Here is a 15,995-nt window from a genome sequence, read left to right as displayed (position 1 = left end):
AGCGTTAGGAGTTGCAGTTAAAACCACATCAGTTCCGAAATCATAAGTTCCAGCAGTTGGGGTGTTCGGATTTCTAGAAATTGTTCCTTTAGTAGCGTTAGTAGTTAAAGTATGCTGAATTTTACTAAATACTGCTGTTACAGTTTTATCGGCATCCATTGTAATGGTTAATGGATTTGTAGTTCCTGAAGCGTCTCCTGACCAACCATCAAATTGATAACCAGCGTTAGGAGTTGCAGTTAAAACCACATCCGTTCCGAAATCATAAGTTCCAGCAGATGGAGTATTTGGATTTCTAGCAATAGTTCCGTTAGTAGCATTCGTAGTTAAAGTATGCTGAATTTTACTAAATACTGCAGTTACAGTTTTATCGGCATCCATTGTAATGGTTAATGGATTTGTAGTTCCTGAAGCGTCTCCTGACCAACCATCAAATTGATAACCAGCGTTAGGAGTTGCAGTTAATGTTACGTTAGTCCCATTATCGTAGTCATTATTATTTATATTTTCAGGATCAGGAGTTTTAGCAACTGAACCATTAGATGAATTAAGTGTTAATGTAAATACATTTGAACAATCATTATTAAAAGAAGAATGATCATCTTTATCAGTCCAGTTGTTTATGCTATAAGTTTCATTATCAACTTGAATACAAAATAAAGCATTATTAAATTTCGAAGAAAAACTTGTTATGTTAGTATTATTACCGTTTGCAAGATTTAAATCTTTTAACTTTGGATTACTTCTTAATCTGATAGATTTCAAATTAATGTTGTTTGATAAATCTATGTTAGAAATATTATCATTAAAAGTAGTACTAAAAGTTTCTAAATTAATATTGTTAGATAAATCTAATTGGCTGATATCGTTAAAGCTAGAATGTATTGTTCTTAAATTAGTGTTTTGAGATACGTTTAAATTAATTAATGATTTATTCGATTGAATTGATAAATAATAGAGCCTTTTATTCGCTGATAAATCTAAGGCTGAAACTTTAGTGTTATTTAAATATAATTGACCGATTCGAATAAAAGCTTCAATACCTGTTAAATTTTCAATAAGTTCAGTATCATTAATTCTTAAATCATCAGAATCACCTGTGTAGTTATAAGCTTCAAATTCTTGTATTTCAGTATCATTGTTTATATTTAAAGTGGTTAGCTCAACAAGAATTTTTTTGAAATTAGCGTCAGGAATGTTAACAATTGCTTGTCCTTCATTTCCAGAGCAACTAGTGTTATAAGTAGGGTATTCATCTTTAATCCAATTTGAATTTTGACTGGAAAAAGTAACATTATCTACTTTTATACATGATAGCAAGTTATTACTAACATCTAAACTTGTAATAGCAGTATTGTTTCCATTATTCAAATTTAAATTTTGTAACTTATTATTTCTAATACTTACTTTTATTAAAGAAGTGTTAGGAGTTAAGTCTAATGAAGTAATTTGATTAAAAGCTAAATCTATATCTTCTAATTTAATATTGTTTGATAAGTTTACAGAAATAAAATTATTGGCACTACAATTAAATTTTTCTAAATCAAGGTTATTAGATATATCAATGTTTGAAATATTATTACTTCCACAGGTTAAGCTTGTTAATTTTGTGTTTTGCGAAACATCTAAAGAACTCAATTTACAATGAAGAAGCGATAGTGTCGTTAGTTCTGTTAAGCTTGATACATCAATAGTGGTAGTGTTTAACCCAGAAAATCCGAATAGATCTAAATTAGTTAAGTTGATAAATGCTTCAAGACCTGTTAGATCTTTGATATTTGTACTAAAACCATCAGAGATTTTTAATATGGAAGTAAGAGCTTCTGCTTCTGAAACCTGAATCTCACCGTCTACATTAGTATCAATAACAGGTGAGTGATTTAATAAAGCATCTTTAAAATTAGCATCAGGTATATTTACAATCTGTGCATTAATAGAAAATACAGTGCTTAATAATAGCAATATAAAATAGATTTTTTTCATAGAATGGGATTAATTTTAAAAGCCGCAAAAATAGTCAATTAACTCAGATTAGAAAGTTTAATTTATAATAAGATGATACTTTTTATAAAAAGTGTTTTTTCACACAAAAAAAATCTCTTTGTTAATAACAAAGAGATTTTTTTAGTTTTTGTAAGAGTCTTAACCTTATTTAATCAAATCATAAGAACGTTTGATAAAGTTGGTCAATTCTTCACCATGTAATAAGTTCTGAGATAATTTAGCTAAATCAAAAGCTTGAGAAATTAATTCTTTTTGTTTTGATTCATCAGCATTTAAAATATCAGAGACTAATTCATGATTTGTATTTACCACAAGGTTATACATTTCTGGCATATTACCCATTCCCATCATTCCGCCGCCGCCAGTAGCACTCATTTCTTTCATTCTACGCATAAATTCAGGAACAGTAATTAAGAAAGGAGAAGCAGAAGAATCCATAGCTTCTAACTGAACAGTATAACTAGTGTTGTTTACAGCACCTTCAATAACTGGTTTTAATTTCTCTTTTTCTTCATCAGAAAGTTTAGAAATTACTGTATCGTCTTTCTTGATTAAATTATCTACATGATCTGCATCTACACGCTTAAATTGTAATTTGGCATCGCCAGAAGATGTTTCTAATTTTTGCATTAAATGCGAAACAATTGGAGAGTCTAATAATAAAACTTCGTATCCTTTTGCTTTTGCATCTTCAATATAACTATGCTGAGCATCTTTGTTTGCAGCATATAATATGATATGATTTCCGTCTTTGTCAGTTTGAGAATCTTTTGTTTTCTCAATTAACTCTTCATAAGTAAAGAAAGTATCATTTACAGTAGGGTATAAGGCAAACTTTTTAGCTTTATCGAAGAATTTATCTTCAGATAACATACCATACTCAATAATTACTTTGATATCATTCCACTTTTGCTCAAAATCTTCACGATCTTTTTTGAATAAAGAAGAAAGTTTATCAGCTACTTTTTTAGTAATGTAACCAGAAATTTTCTTTACAGCTCCATCTGCTTGTAAATATGAACGAGAAACGTTTAATGGAATATCTGGAGAATCGATAACACCTTTTAGCATTTGTAAGAAATCAGGAACAATTCCTTCTACGTTGTCTGTTACAAATACTTGATTTTGGTATAACTGAATTTTATCCTTTTGAATATCCATATTTTGAGATAAACGTGGGAAATATAAAATACCAGTTAAGTTAAAAGGATAATCAACATTCAAATGAATATTGAATAAAGGCTCTTCGAACTGCATTGGATACAATTCTCTGTAGAAGTTTTTATAATCATCTTCTTCTAAATCAGCAGGCTTTTTTGTCCAAGCTGGATTAGTATTGTTAATGATGTTGTCCACTTCTTTTGTTTCTGGTTTTGCATCTTCTGCAGCACCTTCAGGTAATGGTAACGCTTCAGTCTTTGTTCCGAATTTAATAGGAATTTGGTTGAAACGGTTATATTTAGTTAATAACCCAGAAATTTTTGAATCTTCTAAGAAATCTTTTTCATCTTCAGAAATATGAAGAATGATTTCTGTTCCTCTTTCTGTTTTATCATGTGCTTCTAAAGTATATTCAGGCGATCCATCACAAGTCCAGTGAGCAGCAGCTTCATCTTTAAAAGATTTAGTGATAATTTCTACTTTATCTGCAACCATAAATGCAGAATAGAAACCTAATCCAAAATGACCGATTACACCTGTTTCGTTGTTTGAATCTTTATATTTTTCTAAGAACTCTTCAGCTCCAGAAAAAGCAATCTGATTGATATATTTTTCAACTTCTTCAGCTGTCATACCTAGACCTTGGTCTATAATATGAAGTGTTTTGTTTTCTTTATCAATCTTGATTTCTATTTGCGGATTTCCATATTCTACTTTAGCTTCTCTAATAGAAATTAAATGCTTTAATTTAGTAGTAGCATCTGTTGCATTAGATATTAACTCACGTAAGAATATTTCGTGATCTGAATACAAGAATTTTTTAATTAGCGGGAAAATATTTTCTACCGATACATTAATGCTTCCTTTACTCATAATGATATGTATTTGATTTTTTATTCTAAATTTTACAAGGTAAGCTTGTCAAAAAAAATACCAAAAAGTGAAAAATGTCATGATGACAGTAATTTGTTTCTAGATTTTATAGAGTTATAAAATAAAATAGAGGCAAAGAGCCCTATAATAGAACTTACCAATAAGAAAACAAATAAGAATTGGAAACCAAGAACACCTCCAACTTCATCTAAATAATATCCTTCAATAAAACCTAAAAAGATATCAGGAGAAAAACCAACAACAGATAATATTCCTACAACAGTTCCTGTAATGGTTATCGGAATTTTAGCATCTTCTAATACTGTAAAATAAAGTACTCTTAAAGTATAAGTACCAGTAAGTGCAGATAAAATAGGAATTAGTAAAGATAGATGTAATACTTTTTCATTAAATACTAACAATAAACTACCAAAAGACATTACAGAAAATCCAATAATTAGCCACTTAGATGGATTGGCTTTTCGAGCAAAGAATATAATCAAGATACAAACAACAGGTCTTAAATAAGAATACACTATTCCAAGTTCTGCTGATTCTCTTGCATTGTAGCCATAAATCTCACTGGCATATTGTGTAAATACATCTGCAACTCTATATCCTATATAAGAAGTAAGTATAATAACCATCAAAATCCAGACTACAGGATACTTTAAAGCTTTTATAATGTTAGCTCCAATTTTATTTTTTGAAATAATTTTAGAGGTATCTCCAAAGTTTGGTAACAATAACATCAAAAAAGACATCAAAATGATTAGTACAGATGTTATTAAATAAATTTTGTTCATAGCACCTTGTAACATTTCTTTTGAAGAATCTTCATCAGGAATCATAGCGGTTATAACAATAATTCCAATAGTACCAATAATAGCAGCTACTAATCCTCGTCCACCTTCAACAATAGAAAAAGCTAAAATTTGCTTCTTTTTTTCACCAAGAATACGAACAGATTTAATTAAAGGAGACCAAAATAGCATAATAGAAGTAACTCCCCAGTATACATATAAAAGGTACAATGTTTCTAAAGAAGGATAGTATACCCAAACAAGACCGCCCAAACCTGTTAATAATAAAGCAATGCTCATTAAATATTTAGGTTGAAATTTATCAGCAATAAGTCCACCAATAAAATAAGAAATCATAGCAGTGATTCCATAGAGAGAAAAACAAAAACCTATACTTTTATTATCAATGTCAAATGCTGCTAAAAATGTTGGGCGAAAAATTCTTATCAAAACAAAAGGTAATGCATAAATTATTTCGGCAGCCAGAATCAACAATGTAAATTGAAGTATTTTTCTGAAATTCATGAATTCAATTTAAGAAAATGTTTTTATTAATTAAGGGATTAACTTTTATCTTTATAAAAGTACAATAAAAATAAGAAATTAAAATTCTACTGACACCTTGACATTTTTAAATTTTGTTCATAGTCATTTTTGCTCGAATATTATAAAATTCATACTTTTACCAGCTGTTAATTGGCAAACAACTAAATTATAACAGATTATATATGTATAATTCAAAAATTACTGGTTTAGGGTACTATGTTCCTGAAAATGTTGTGACAAATGATGATTTAACACAATGGATGGAAACTAGTGACGAGTGGATACAGGAGAGAACAGGAATTAAAGAGCGTCGTTGGATAGACCCAAAAACTGAAGATACGACGGCTGTAATGGGAGCTAAGGCTGCTAAAATTGCTATCGAAAGAGCAGGATTAACTAAAGATGATATCGATTTTATCATTTTTGCTACTTTAAGTCCTGATATGTATTTTCCTGGAGGAGGAGTACAAATACAAGATATGTTAGATATGCCAACGATTGGAGCGTTAGATGTACGTAACCAATGTTCTGGTTTTATATATTCATTATCTGTTGCAGATCAATTCATTAAAACAGGAATGTATAAAAATGTTCTTGTAATCGGTTCTGAAAATCATTCTGGAGGTTTAGAAAGATCTACTAGAGGTAGAGGAGTAACTGTAATCTTTGGAGATGGGGCAGGAGCAGCAGTATTATCTAGAACAGAAGAAAAAGGTAAAGGTATTTTATCTTCTCATTTACATTCTGAAGGAAAGCATGCTCGCGAATTAGCATTAATTGGTCCATCAACGAATCGTTGGGTGCCAGAAATTATAGAAGCTAATGATCCTGAGGATACTTCATATTTTCCACATATGAACGGACAGTTTGTTTTTAAACATGCAGTAGTTCGTTTTTCTGAAGCTATTATTGAAGGATTAACAGCAAACGGTTTGCAGAAAGATGATATCGATATGTTAATTCCTCATCAAGCTAATTTAAGAATAGCTCAATTTATTCAGAAGAAGTTTGAATTATCTAATGATAAAGTATACAATAATATCATGCGTTACGGTAATACAACAGCAGCATCTATTATTATTGCTTTAACTGAAGCTTGGGAAGAAGGAAAAATCAAAGAAGATGATTTAGTTGTTTTAGCAGCCTTTGGTAGTGGATTTACTTGGGGATCTGTAGTTATTCGTTGGTAATAACAAGAAACATAATATTATAAAAAAAGTCAAAGCATTCGCTTTGACTTTTTTTATTCATTGAAAATGGCAACAGCTCTAACAGGCGAGCCAGTTCCTCCTCTTATTTTTAAAGGAAGTGCAATAAAGCGAAATCTTCCTCTACCGATTAATTGATAAAGGTTTATCATATTTTCATAATGAGTAAATCCCATTTCACCACAAATATAATGTACCTCTTTGTTAGAAATTTTAGGTACTCCAGGAGACATTGTTTCTACACCAAATGCTGCAATTTTTTGATTTCCTAACCAACGACAACATTCCGCAGTAATTCCTGGTCCATTTCCCCAATTTTCAGTATTAAAAGCTTTTCGATAGTGATCTGTGTAAATAAGTACTGTATCTCCAGCTTTAATAGTTAAATTTTCTTTTCCTAGCTCTTTTTTTACATCTTCTGAAGTAATTAACTCACGAAAGCCTTTATGAGAAAAATCTAAGCAAATTCCCTCTGTGTAAAACATAGAAAGAGGCATAGTATCTATAGATTTCCCCACATGTTCTTTTGCCATGTGATTTATAGCATCTACATGGGTACCAGTATGCTCACCAAGTTCTAGTTTGTATACAGCAGGAGTTTTTGTTGTTGGATTGATTTCATCATTCCATTCTTCGTGTGTGTTATGAATTTCTATTTTTACTTGTGGAAGACTTTTAAAAACGGGCATTCCTTCATAAATCTCTTGACTGAGATCAATTATTTCTGTCATTTATTCTAATTCTATTTTCACGTTATATTTTTTAAGTTCCTTTAAATAGTTTTCAGGTATAAAATCATCACTATCAAATTCATCTTGTCGATTCTTTTTCATTTGAATTCTTTTTAAAGCTTTTAAGAAACGCCTGATTTCAAGTTCGCTATTTAAAATTAAACCAGGAACATTAACTTTTTTACTTGTATCATTCTTTGCGACCATTGTGAAATATGAAGAATTACAATGTTTTACTTCACCAGATTGAATGTGTTGAGATTCTACACGAATACCAACGACCATAGAAGTCCTTCCAACATAATTGATGGAAGCTTTCATAGTTACAAGTTCACCAACTTCTATTGGATTTAGAAAATCAACGGTATCAACTGAAGCTGTAACACAATATGTACCTGAATATTTAGAAGCACATGCAAAAGCAATTTGATCCATTAAATTTAGAATGTAACCTCCATGAATTTTACCACTAAAATTAGCGTGAGATGGAAGCATGAGTTCAGAAATTGTGATCTTAGTGTCTTCTACGTGTTTATATATTTTATTCATCCTTTTTTGATCTTAAACCACTAAAATGCGGTGAGTTTTCTTCTTCAACATCTAAAATAAAATACTTGGTATCACCAAGCCAAAAGAATTTACCAAATAGTTCTTTGTAAGTTAATTTTACATAACGACCTTGATAATCTTTTAATTTCTGAATGACGTCTTTATGTTTATCTTCTACCGAAAACTTAAAAATTTGAGCTCCAGATATACCCTGACTAATTTCTCCTTCCCAAGTTTTAATTGCTAACCCTTTTCTACTGAATTTTATTAATTCTCCAGATCGAACACCTTCACTGTAAGGAATAAAATAAATGAAAGAATAATATGCTGTGGCAACTAAAAAAATTGATAAGAGAATTTTAAACAATATTTTTTTCATAAGACAAAATTATAATTAAAAATATTCCTAATTGAATTGAGAACAAAATAAAAGTATAATTAATCAATATTTAACAGTTTTTTTAAAGCTATTTTTTCCTTTTTAAACGTTTTTTTTCCTTATTCAGTAAATTTAGTTTATATAAAATGAGTTTTTTAATTAGTTTAATCACAGGTATTTAATTATATTTATTAACGACCAAATATTAAACAATGAAAAATTATATTGTAATACAATTTATTTTCCTTCTTTTTTTGAATTTCGCCTCTTTTTCTCAGGTAGATAAAACAGATATTTTCTCAATAGCTCGTTCTGGAAGCTTAACTGATTTAAAAGAAATTTTAGAAGATAAACCAGAACTAATAGATCAAAAGAATTTGGCTGGTTATACACCTCTTATTTTAGCTTGTTACAGTGGAAATAACCAAGTTGCAAAATATATTGTTGATAGAACTAATACGATTAACCTAAATAATGGTTATGGTACAGCATTGATGGCATCTGTAGTTAAAGCAAACGAAGAATTGGTGAATTATTTATTAGAACATGATGCAGATGTAAATGTGTCTGATGCAAACGGAACCACAGCATTACACTATGCTGTAATTTTCAATAAAAGTAGTATAGCTGAGAAATTAATAAAATCAAATGCAAGATTTGATTTAAAAGATAATAGAGGAAATACAGCTAAAGATTATGCTGTTTTACAGAATAATAAAAAACTATTAACCTTATTTAATAACTAAATTATGATTAAAAAATTACTTTTTCTTTCAGTATTAATTGCTAGTGTATTGTCACATGCACAAACTTTTTCAACCGGAACTCAGGTTTTAAAAGATAATTTAACAATCAATTTAGAAACAGATCCAACAACAACAACTTTAGTTTTAACAGGACCTTCAAATGCATGGTTTGCAGTTGGATTTGGTGGTTCTACTATGTTTGATGGAGCAGATGTTTTTAGAACAAATGGAACTTCTATAGTTGATGCAAGAGCAACATCACAATCATTACCAACAGCAGATTCAAGTCAAGATTGGACTTTAGTTTCCAATACAGTTTCTGGAGGAGTTAGAACTATTACTGCAACAAGAGATAATAATACAGGAGATACTAATGATTTTGTATTTAGTAATACAGCAAATAGTGTTAGTATAATTTGGGCATTTGGAGCTTCTACATCTTATGCTTACCATGGAAGCATAAATAGAGGAGCTACAATACTTGGATTTACTTTAGGAAAAGAAGATTTTGAAAACTTAGCTTTTGAAGCATTTCCTAATCCAGTTTCTAATAATATGAACATTCAACTACCTTCGGATGTAGATACTGCAAAAGTAGATGTTTATGATTTATCGGGGAGAGTTATTAAAACAGGAGTAGTTTCTCAATTAAGTAAAGAGTTAGATTTTAACACTGTTGGAAGTGGATTATATACATTAGTAATACGATCAGAAAATAAATTAGGAGTGAAAAAAATTATTAAGAACTAATAATTTTTTTCAACGTTTATATTCAAACCGATTGTTCCTAACAATCGGTTTTTTATTGTAAGTTTGTCAAGCTTCAAAAAAGAATAAAAATGAATTATATTTTATTTGATGGAGATGTAAGAACATCTCTTTTACCGTTTACATATACTCGTCCCGTTGCCGATATTAGAGTTGGAATTTTAACTATTCGTGAGAAATGGGAGAAATACTTAGGATTAACAACAACTACAATTACTGAAGAGTATTTGGAAGAAAAGTATCCAATGGTAGAAATGGAAGAAAATATAATGTTGAATGCTTCTTTTTTACCTACTCCTGAATTGGTTAACATGGTTGAAAATTTGAAGAAAAATGAAGCCATTTTTAAAGGAGAAGATGTTATAGCTTTTTTTAGTTCAGATGATCAAGAAGAAATTGATTTTGAGAATTATAATCATATAGAGTTTGAAGAAGATATTATTCAAATTAATAATACTTGGGATATTTTTTCAAACAATGATAAAGCTATACGACAAGATTATGACTTATTAACTGAAGGAAGAAAATCTCAACCAATCCCTGAAACAGTTCAGTGCGTTGGAAGAGAAAATATTTTCATAGAAGAAGGAGCTAAATTAACTTTTGCAACTTTAAATGCTACAACTGGACCGATTTACATTGGGAAGAATGCAGAAATTATGGAAGGTGTGGTTGTACGTGGTGCATTAGCAATGTGTGAAAATTCAGTGTTAAAATTAGGGGCCAAAATATACGGAGCAACAACTTTAGGTCCGTATTGTAAAGTTGGTGGAGAAGTGAATAATTCAGTTTTATTTGGATATTCTAACAAAGGACACGATGGTTTCTTAGGAAATTCTGTATTAGGAGAATGGTGTAATTTAGGAGCAGATACGAATAATTCTAATTTAAAAAATAATTATGCTGAAGTTCGTTTGTGGAGTTACGAGACTGGAAGATTTGCAAAAACTGGATTACAATTTTGTGGTTTAATTATGGGAGATCATTCCAAATGTGGAATTAATACAATGTTTAATACCGGAACAGTTGTTGGAGTTTCAGCAAATATTTTTGGAAGTGGTTTTCCAAGAAATTTTGTTCCGTCATTTAGTTGGGGTGGAGCTTCTGGATTCACAGAATATAAAATGAACAAAGTAAGTGAAGTAGCAGAAGTCGTAATGAAAAGAAGAAATATAGTGTTTGATGAACTTGAAAAAAAGATTCTTTCTGCTGTTTTTGAAGAGTCTAAACAGTACAGGAATTATTAGATATAAAATACATAGTTACTATATAATACAAAAGCTCAGAAAATTATTTCTGAGTTTTTGTATTAATTATTGGTCTCAACTAAGGGGGACTTTTAGTCCCCAGTATAATAAACCTCTGTACTTTCAGTACAGAGTGATTTAGTTATTTAAAAATGATTTTAAATCTTCGTAGGTAGAAATTGCAATAGACTTTTTTTCTTTTGTGATAATTTCTTCAATGTCTTTTGGAATTTCTATTTTTTTATCGAGTGTGCTTTCAACTACATCTAAAAACTTAACAGGATGTGCAGTTTCTAAAAACACACCAAATTCGTCATTTTTTAATTGATAATTCTCTAATCCTAAATAACCAACAGCTCCATGAGGATCAGCAATATAATTTGAATTGTTATAAATTCTTAGCATTGCGTCTTTGGTTAATTCATCTGAGAAAGAATATGAAGAGAAAATAGATTGTAAGTCTTCTAAACTATGGTTAAATAATTTTTGAATTCTAATAAAATTACTAGGATTACCAACATCCATAGCATTTGAAATTGTTGGTTTCGATGCTTTAGGATTGTATTTTCCATCTTTCATAAATTGTGGAACAGTATCATTAACATTTGTAGCAGCTATAAAATGACGGATAGGTAAACCTAATTTTTGCGCCATCATACCAGCACAGATATTTCCGAAATTGCCACTAGGTACAGAAAAAACAATATTAGAGTGTTGTTTATATAATTGTTTATAAGCAAAGAAATAGTAGAACATTTGTGGTAACCAACGTGCTACATTAATAGAATTTGCTGATGTTAATTGTCTTGAAATTTCATTATCCAAGAAAGCAGATTTTACCATATCCTGACAATCATCAAAAACACCATTAACTTCTAAAGCTGTAATATTTTGCCCTAATGTAGTTAATTGTTTTTCTTGAATTTCACTTACTTTTCCACTTGGGTAAAGTATTACTACATCTACACCATCTACTCCTAAAAATCCATTAGCTACGGCACCACCAGTATCTCCAGATGTAGCAACTAACACTATAACTTTTTCTGTGTTTTTAGCATTAAAATACCCTAAACATCTAGCCATAAATCTAGCTCCAACATCCTTAAAAGCTAGAGTAGGACCGTGAAATAATTCTAAAGTTCCTATATTTTCTTGTAAAGTAACAACAGGAAAATCAAAATTAATGGTTTCAGAAACTATTTGTCGTAGTGTATTAGAAGGTATTTCGTCACTAACAAATTGTTTAATTGCTTCGAAGGCAATTTCTTCATTAGAATATTGATCTAAGTTTTCAATGAACTCTTTTGAAAGTGGAGTGATATTTTCAGGAAAGTATAAACCTCTATCAGGTGCTAATCCTTTTACAACAGCCTCTCTAAAAGAAACAGCTTCACTATTATTATTTAAACTATGGTATTTCATGGTTAATTCGATTCTAATATAGTTACACCTTTAGTGTTTATTTTTGATAAAATCATCGTATAATCTATTCCTTTATTTTGGTATAAATCATCAATGTTCTTATGTACGTTTTTAGCATTTTCCTCTCCTTTACAAAGTGCAAAAATTGTAGGTCCAGATCCAGAAATACCAGCACTTAAGGCTCCGCTATCGATAGCAGTTTGTTTTACAGCATCAAAATGAGGTATTAAATGTTTTCGAGCAGGTTCAACTATAATATCTTGTAAAGAACTTGCAATAACGTTATAATCATTGGTATATAATCCGCTAATTAGTCCACCTACATTTGCCCATTGAGTTACTGCGTCTTCTAAAGGAATATCTTTTGGTAAAACATCACGAGCATCTTTTGTTTTTACTTGAACCTGTGGATGAATTGCCACGAGCATTAATTCTTGTGGAACAGGGATTTTAATGATGTGTAACGGACTGTATTGTTGTACTAAAATAAATCCACCATGAATTGCAGCAGCAACATTGTCTGCTATCGGTGAACCACAAGCAACTTGCTCGCCAATCATTGCAAACTTGGTTAATTCTAACTGAGAGAATGGTTGACCTAGCAATTCATTAACAGCAAACGCAGCACCTGCAGCACTAGCAGCGCTACTACCTAAACCACTTCCTGGAGTAAAACCTTTATGTATTTTTATTTCTAATCCGAAATTCACAGGATGCTGCTCTAGCATAGCTAAAGCAACAGCACTAGCAGCATTTTTATCGTTTTCATATGGTAAATCAGCTCCTGAAATATCAATGATTTTTACTCCTTTGTCTTTTGTTTTGGTGAATGTCATGGTGTCTCCAATATCGTTAACAGCAAAACCTAAACAATCGAAACCACAAGAAACATTAGCCACAGTGGCTGGAGAAAATATTTTAATTTGATTCATTATACTACTTTCAAACTTTAATTATTCGCAATTCTAATTACATCAGCAAAAATACCAGAAGCAGTTACATCTGCACCAGCACCAGCACCTTTTATTTGTAATGGTTGAACTGGATAACGATCTGTAAAGAATAAAACAATATTGTCGCTTCCTTCTAAATTATAAAATGGATGTTCTTGGGGAATATGTTGTAAACCAACTTTAGCTTTACCATCTACAAATTCTGCAACATATTTTAACTTACAGTTTTCTGAATTCGCTTTACTGTAAATGTCTTGAAATTGACTTTCATATTTTACTAAACTTTTATAAAAATCTTCATTGTTAGTGGTATTTAAGCTTTCTTCAGGTAAGAAAGATTGATTTTTGATATCAGATAGTTCAAGTTCAAAACCACTTTCTCTTGCTAAAATTAGAATTTTTCTAGCCACATCAACACCGCTTAAATCAATTTTAGGATCTGGTTCAGTGTATCCTTCTTTTTGTGCTTGTGCTACAATATCATGAAATGTATTTGAGCTATTGAAATTATTGAACACAAAGTTTAGACTTCCAGAAAGTACAGCTTGAATTTTATGAACACGATCACCAGAAGCAATTAAATTTTTTAGAGTATCAATAATAGGTAAACCTGCACCAACATTCGTTTCAAATAGGAATGGAGCGTTATATTTTTTAGATACTTTTTTTAGTGTCTTATAATTGTCAAACTCAGAAGCACATGCAATTTTATTACAAGTGACTACCGCAATATTGCTTTCTAAATAATGTTGATACATTTTCGAAACAGCTTCGTTTGCTGTATTATCAACAAAAACGCTATTTCTTAAGTTTAAATCTTTGGCTTTTTCTAAGAAAAGATCTAATCCAGTTATTTCTCCTTCATTAACTAGCAAATCTTTCCAGTTTTGTAAATCTATTCCTTGTTCATCGAAATACATTTTTTTAGAATTCGAAATTCCAACGACTCTAATATTCAATTTTAATTGAGATTGAAGATAATCTTGTTGTTGAAGTAATTGAGCTAAGAAGCGATTACCAACATTTCCAACACCAGTAACAAAAAGGTTCAGTTGCTTAACATTGTCTCCAAAGAATTGTTCATGCAACGTATTAAGGGCTTTTTTAGCATTAGATCTTTTAATAACTGCTGAAATATTTTTTTCTGAGGCTCCTTGAGCAATTGCTCTAATATTTACATTATTCTTCCCTAATGCGCTGAACATTTTTCCACTTAATCCTTGATGATTTTTCATGTTATCACCCACAAGAGCAAGAATACTTAACTCCTTTTCAATGAAAACCGGATCAATTTTTTTCTGTAGAATTTCTACTTCAAATTTCTTGCTAATGCTTTCTACAGCTTTTTCTGCATCTTCTTCAAGTACGCCAACACAAATCGTGTGTTCAGAAGAAGCTTGAGTAATTAAAATAACATTGATATTGTCATCAGAAAGTGCTTCAAATAAACGTTTAGAAACTCCTGAAAGTCCCACCATACCACTTCCTTCAATAGTAAGTAAAGCAATATTTTCTATATAGCTAATTCCCTTAACGGAAGATGAAGTATCAGTATTTAGCGTGATAAAAGTTCCTTCATCTTTTGGAGCATTTGTGTTTTTAATTACTAAAGGAATTCTCATTTCTCTTACAGGTTGAATTGTAGGAGGGTAAATAACTTTTGCTCCGAAATGAGACATTTCCATTGCTTCTTGATACGAAATATGCTTGATAGGTTTAGCTTGTTTTACTATTGCCGGATTAGCAGTATACATACCACTAACATCTGTCCATATTTGTAATTCTTCAGCATGAACTGCAGCTGCATATATTGAAGCTGTATAATCTGAACCACCACGTCCTAAAGTGGTAGTTTGCCCGTCATAACATCTAGCAATAAAACCAGGTAAAACAACTACTTGATAAGAAGTTTCATTGAAGAAAGCTGAACAATTACTAAATGTCGTTTCAAAATCAACTTGAGCTTTTAAGTAATTATTATCTGTTATAATTAATTCTTGACTGTCTTTAAAAGTTGCATTAAAACGTTCTTTAGCAGCTTCAGAGATAATGTAAGAAGATAAACGTTCGCCAAAACTACTGATAATTGCTTTAGCCTTAGGTGATAATTCTTCTAATAAATAACAACCTTTATAAAGTGTTTTAAGTTGATGAAACAATTCATTTGTTTGCTGAATTACATCATTAGAATTAGATGTAATTAATTGTTCAATGGTTTCGAAATGATGTTGTTCTACTTCGTGTAGTAACTGTAAATAATTTTCATCTTTACTTTCAGCTAACTGAGCGCTTTTTAACAACTTGTCTGTAGTTTTTCCAAAGGCAGAAACCACGACTGCTAATTGATCTTCTTTAGATTTTTCTTCAATTATATTCAAAACTTTAGTAATGTTTTGAAAATCTTTTACTGATGAACCTCCGAATTTTAGGACTTTCATTTTTTATAAATTAAGGTAGAGTTAATATTGTTATGATTTAACTTGTTGTCTTTTTTAAAAAAGACGGTATACGAGAATTATATGTAGAAAAGCAACCCCTAAAGGGTTGTAATTGTTGTAGAAATAATTGTGTAAGTGAAAGTGAACGTAGAAGTTACGTTTTTAAT

The 15,995-nt window shown here is 30.4% G+C and carries 13 protein-coding genes; 4 read left to right on the top strand and 9 right to left on the bottom strand.

Annotated elements, in window-relative coordinates; genetic code table 11:
* The 3 genes from Q1A15_RS09105 to Q1A15_RS09095 form a co-directional block, all read right to left on the bottom strand.
* Positions 1-1,983, bottom strand: a 1,983-nt coding sequence (locus tag Q1A15_RS09105; protein WP_299622117.1) for an InlB B-repeat-containing protein, incomplete at its 3' end; no start/stop codon positions are given.
* A gap of 165 nt (positions 1,984-2,148) precedes the next feature.
* A complete protein-coding gene (htpG, locus tag Q1A15_RS09100; protein WP_299622114.1) occupies positions 2,149-4,038 on the bottom strand; it encodes a molecular chaperone HtpG in 1,890 nt (629 codons plus the stop codon).
* Between the two features lie 77 nt (positions 4,039-4,115).
* Entirely contained in the window at positions 4,116-5,366 is a 1,251-nt protein-coding gene (locus Q1A15_RS09095; RefSeq protein ID WP_299622111.1) for an MFS transporter, read from the bottom strand.
* Between the two features lie 203 nt (positions 5,367-5,569).
* Here Q1A15_RS09095 and Q1A15_RS09090 point away from each other — a divergent pair, with 203 nt between their 5' ends.
* Positions 5,570-6,577 (top strand): beta-ketoacyl-ACP synthase III, encoded by a 1,008-nt coding sequence (locus Q1A15_RS09090; RefSeq protein WP_299622108.1) that lies wholly within the window; start codon positions 5,570-5,572, stop codon positions 6,575-6,577.
* Between the two features lie 53 nt (positions 6,578-6,630).
* Here Q1A15_RS09090 and Q1A15_RS09085 read toward each other — a convergent pair whose 3' ends face one another.
* From Q1A15_RS09085 to Q1A15_RS09075, 3 genes are read right to left on the bottom strand one after another with little or no spacing between them, the layout of a single operon-like run.
* Positions 6,631-7,326 (bottom strand): cyclase family protein, encoded by a 696-nt coding sequence (locus Q1A15_RS09085; RefSeq protein ID WP_299622105.1) that lies wholly within the window; start codon positions 7,324-7,326, stop codon positions 6,631-6,633.
* Complete coding sequence (locus Q1A15_RS09080; RefSeq protein ID WP_299622102.1) at positions 7,327-7,875, bottom strand: acyl-CoA thioesterase; 549 nt, start codon at positions 7,873-7,875, stop codon at positions 7,327-7,329. It lies immediately after the preceding gene.
* Complete coding sequence (locus Q1A15_RS09075; protein WP_299622099.1) at positions 7,868-8,254, bottom strand: 6-phosphogluconate dehydrogenase; 387 nt, start codon at positions 8,252-8,254, stop codon at positions 7,868-7,870. Before Q1A15_RS09075 ends, Q1A15_RS09080 begins: the two co-directional genes overlap by 8 nt.
* A gap of 212 nt (positions 8,255-8,466) precedes the next feature.
* On the opposite strand from Q1A15_RS09075, the gene Q1A15_RS09070 reads away from it, so the two are divergent.
* The 3 genes from Q1A15_RS09070 to Q1A15_RS09060 all read left to right on the top strand — a co-directional run bounded on the left by Q1A15_RS09070 (position 8,467) and on the right by Q1A15_RS09060 (position 11,015).
* Positions 8,467-9,000 carry an ankyrin repeat domain-containing protein gene (locus Q1A15_RS09070; RefSeq protein ID WP_299622096.1) on the top strand — a complete coding sequence of 178 codons (534 nt, stop codon included), beginning with the start codon at positions 8,467-8,469 and terminating at the stop codon, positions 8,998-9,000.
* A gap of 3 nt (positions 9,001-9,003) precedes the next feature.
* The gene (locus Q1A15_RS09065; RefSeq protein ID WP_299622093.1) at positions 9,004-9,750 is read left to right on the top strand and encodes a T9SS type A sorting domain-containing protein; all 747 of its coding nucleotides are present in this window, start codon (positions 9,004-9,006) and stop codon (positions 9,748-9,750) included.
* 89 nt (positions 9,751-9,839) lie between these two features.
* The gene (locus Q1A15_RS09060) at positions 9,840-11,015 is read left to right on the top strand and encodes a GlmU family protein (protein ID WP_299622090.1); all 1,176 of its coding nucleotides are present in this window, start codon (positions 9,840-9,842) and stop codon (positions 11,013-11,015) included.
* A gap of 138 nt (positions 11,016-11,153) precedes the next feature.
* Here Q1A15_RS09060 and thrC read toward each other — a convergent pair whose 3' ends face one another.
* The 3 genes from thrC to thrA are packed head-to-tail and all read right to left on the bottom strand — an operon-like array spanning position 11,154 to position 15,828.
* A complete protein-coding gene (thrC, locus tag Q1A15_RS09055; RefSeq protein ID WP_299622086.1) occupies positions 11,154-12,437 on the bottom strand; it encodes a threonine synthase in 1,284 nt (427 codons plus the stop codon).
* Between the two features lie 2 nt (positions 12,438-12,439).
* Entirely contained in the window at positions 12,440-13,369 is a 930-nt protein-coding gene (locus tag Q1A15_RS09050; RefSeq protein ID WP_299622083.1) for a homoserine kinase, read from the bottom strand.
* Between the two features lie 17 nt (positions 13,370-13,386).
* Positions 13,387-15,828, bottom strand: a complete 2,442-nt coding sequence (gene thrA, locus Q1A15_RS09045) for a bifunctional aspartate kinase/homoserine dehydrogenase I (protein WP_299622080.1) — start codon at positions 15,826-15,828, stop codon at positions 13,387-13,389.
* Positions 15,829-15,995: the final 167 nt, after the last annotated feature.

Source organism: uncultured Tenacibaculum sp., from assembly GCF_947495995.1.
In the GTDB taxonomy this organism is placed as follows: domain Bacteria; phylum Bacteroidota; class Bacteroidia; order Flavobacteriales; family Flavobacteriaceae; genus Polaribacter.
Note: the sequence above shows the minus strand (reverse complement) of the source record. Positions and strands in the feature narration are given on the sequence as shown.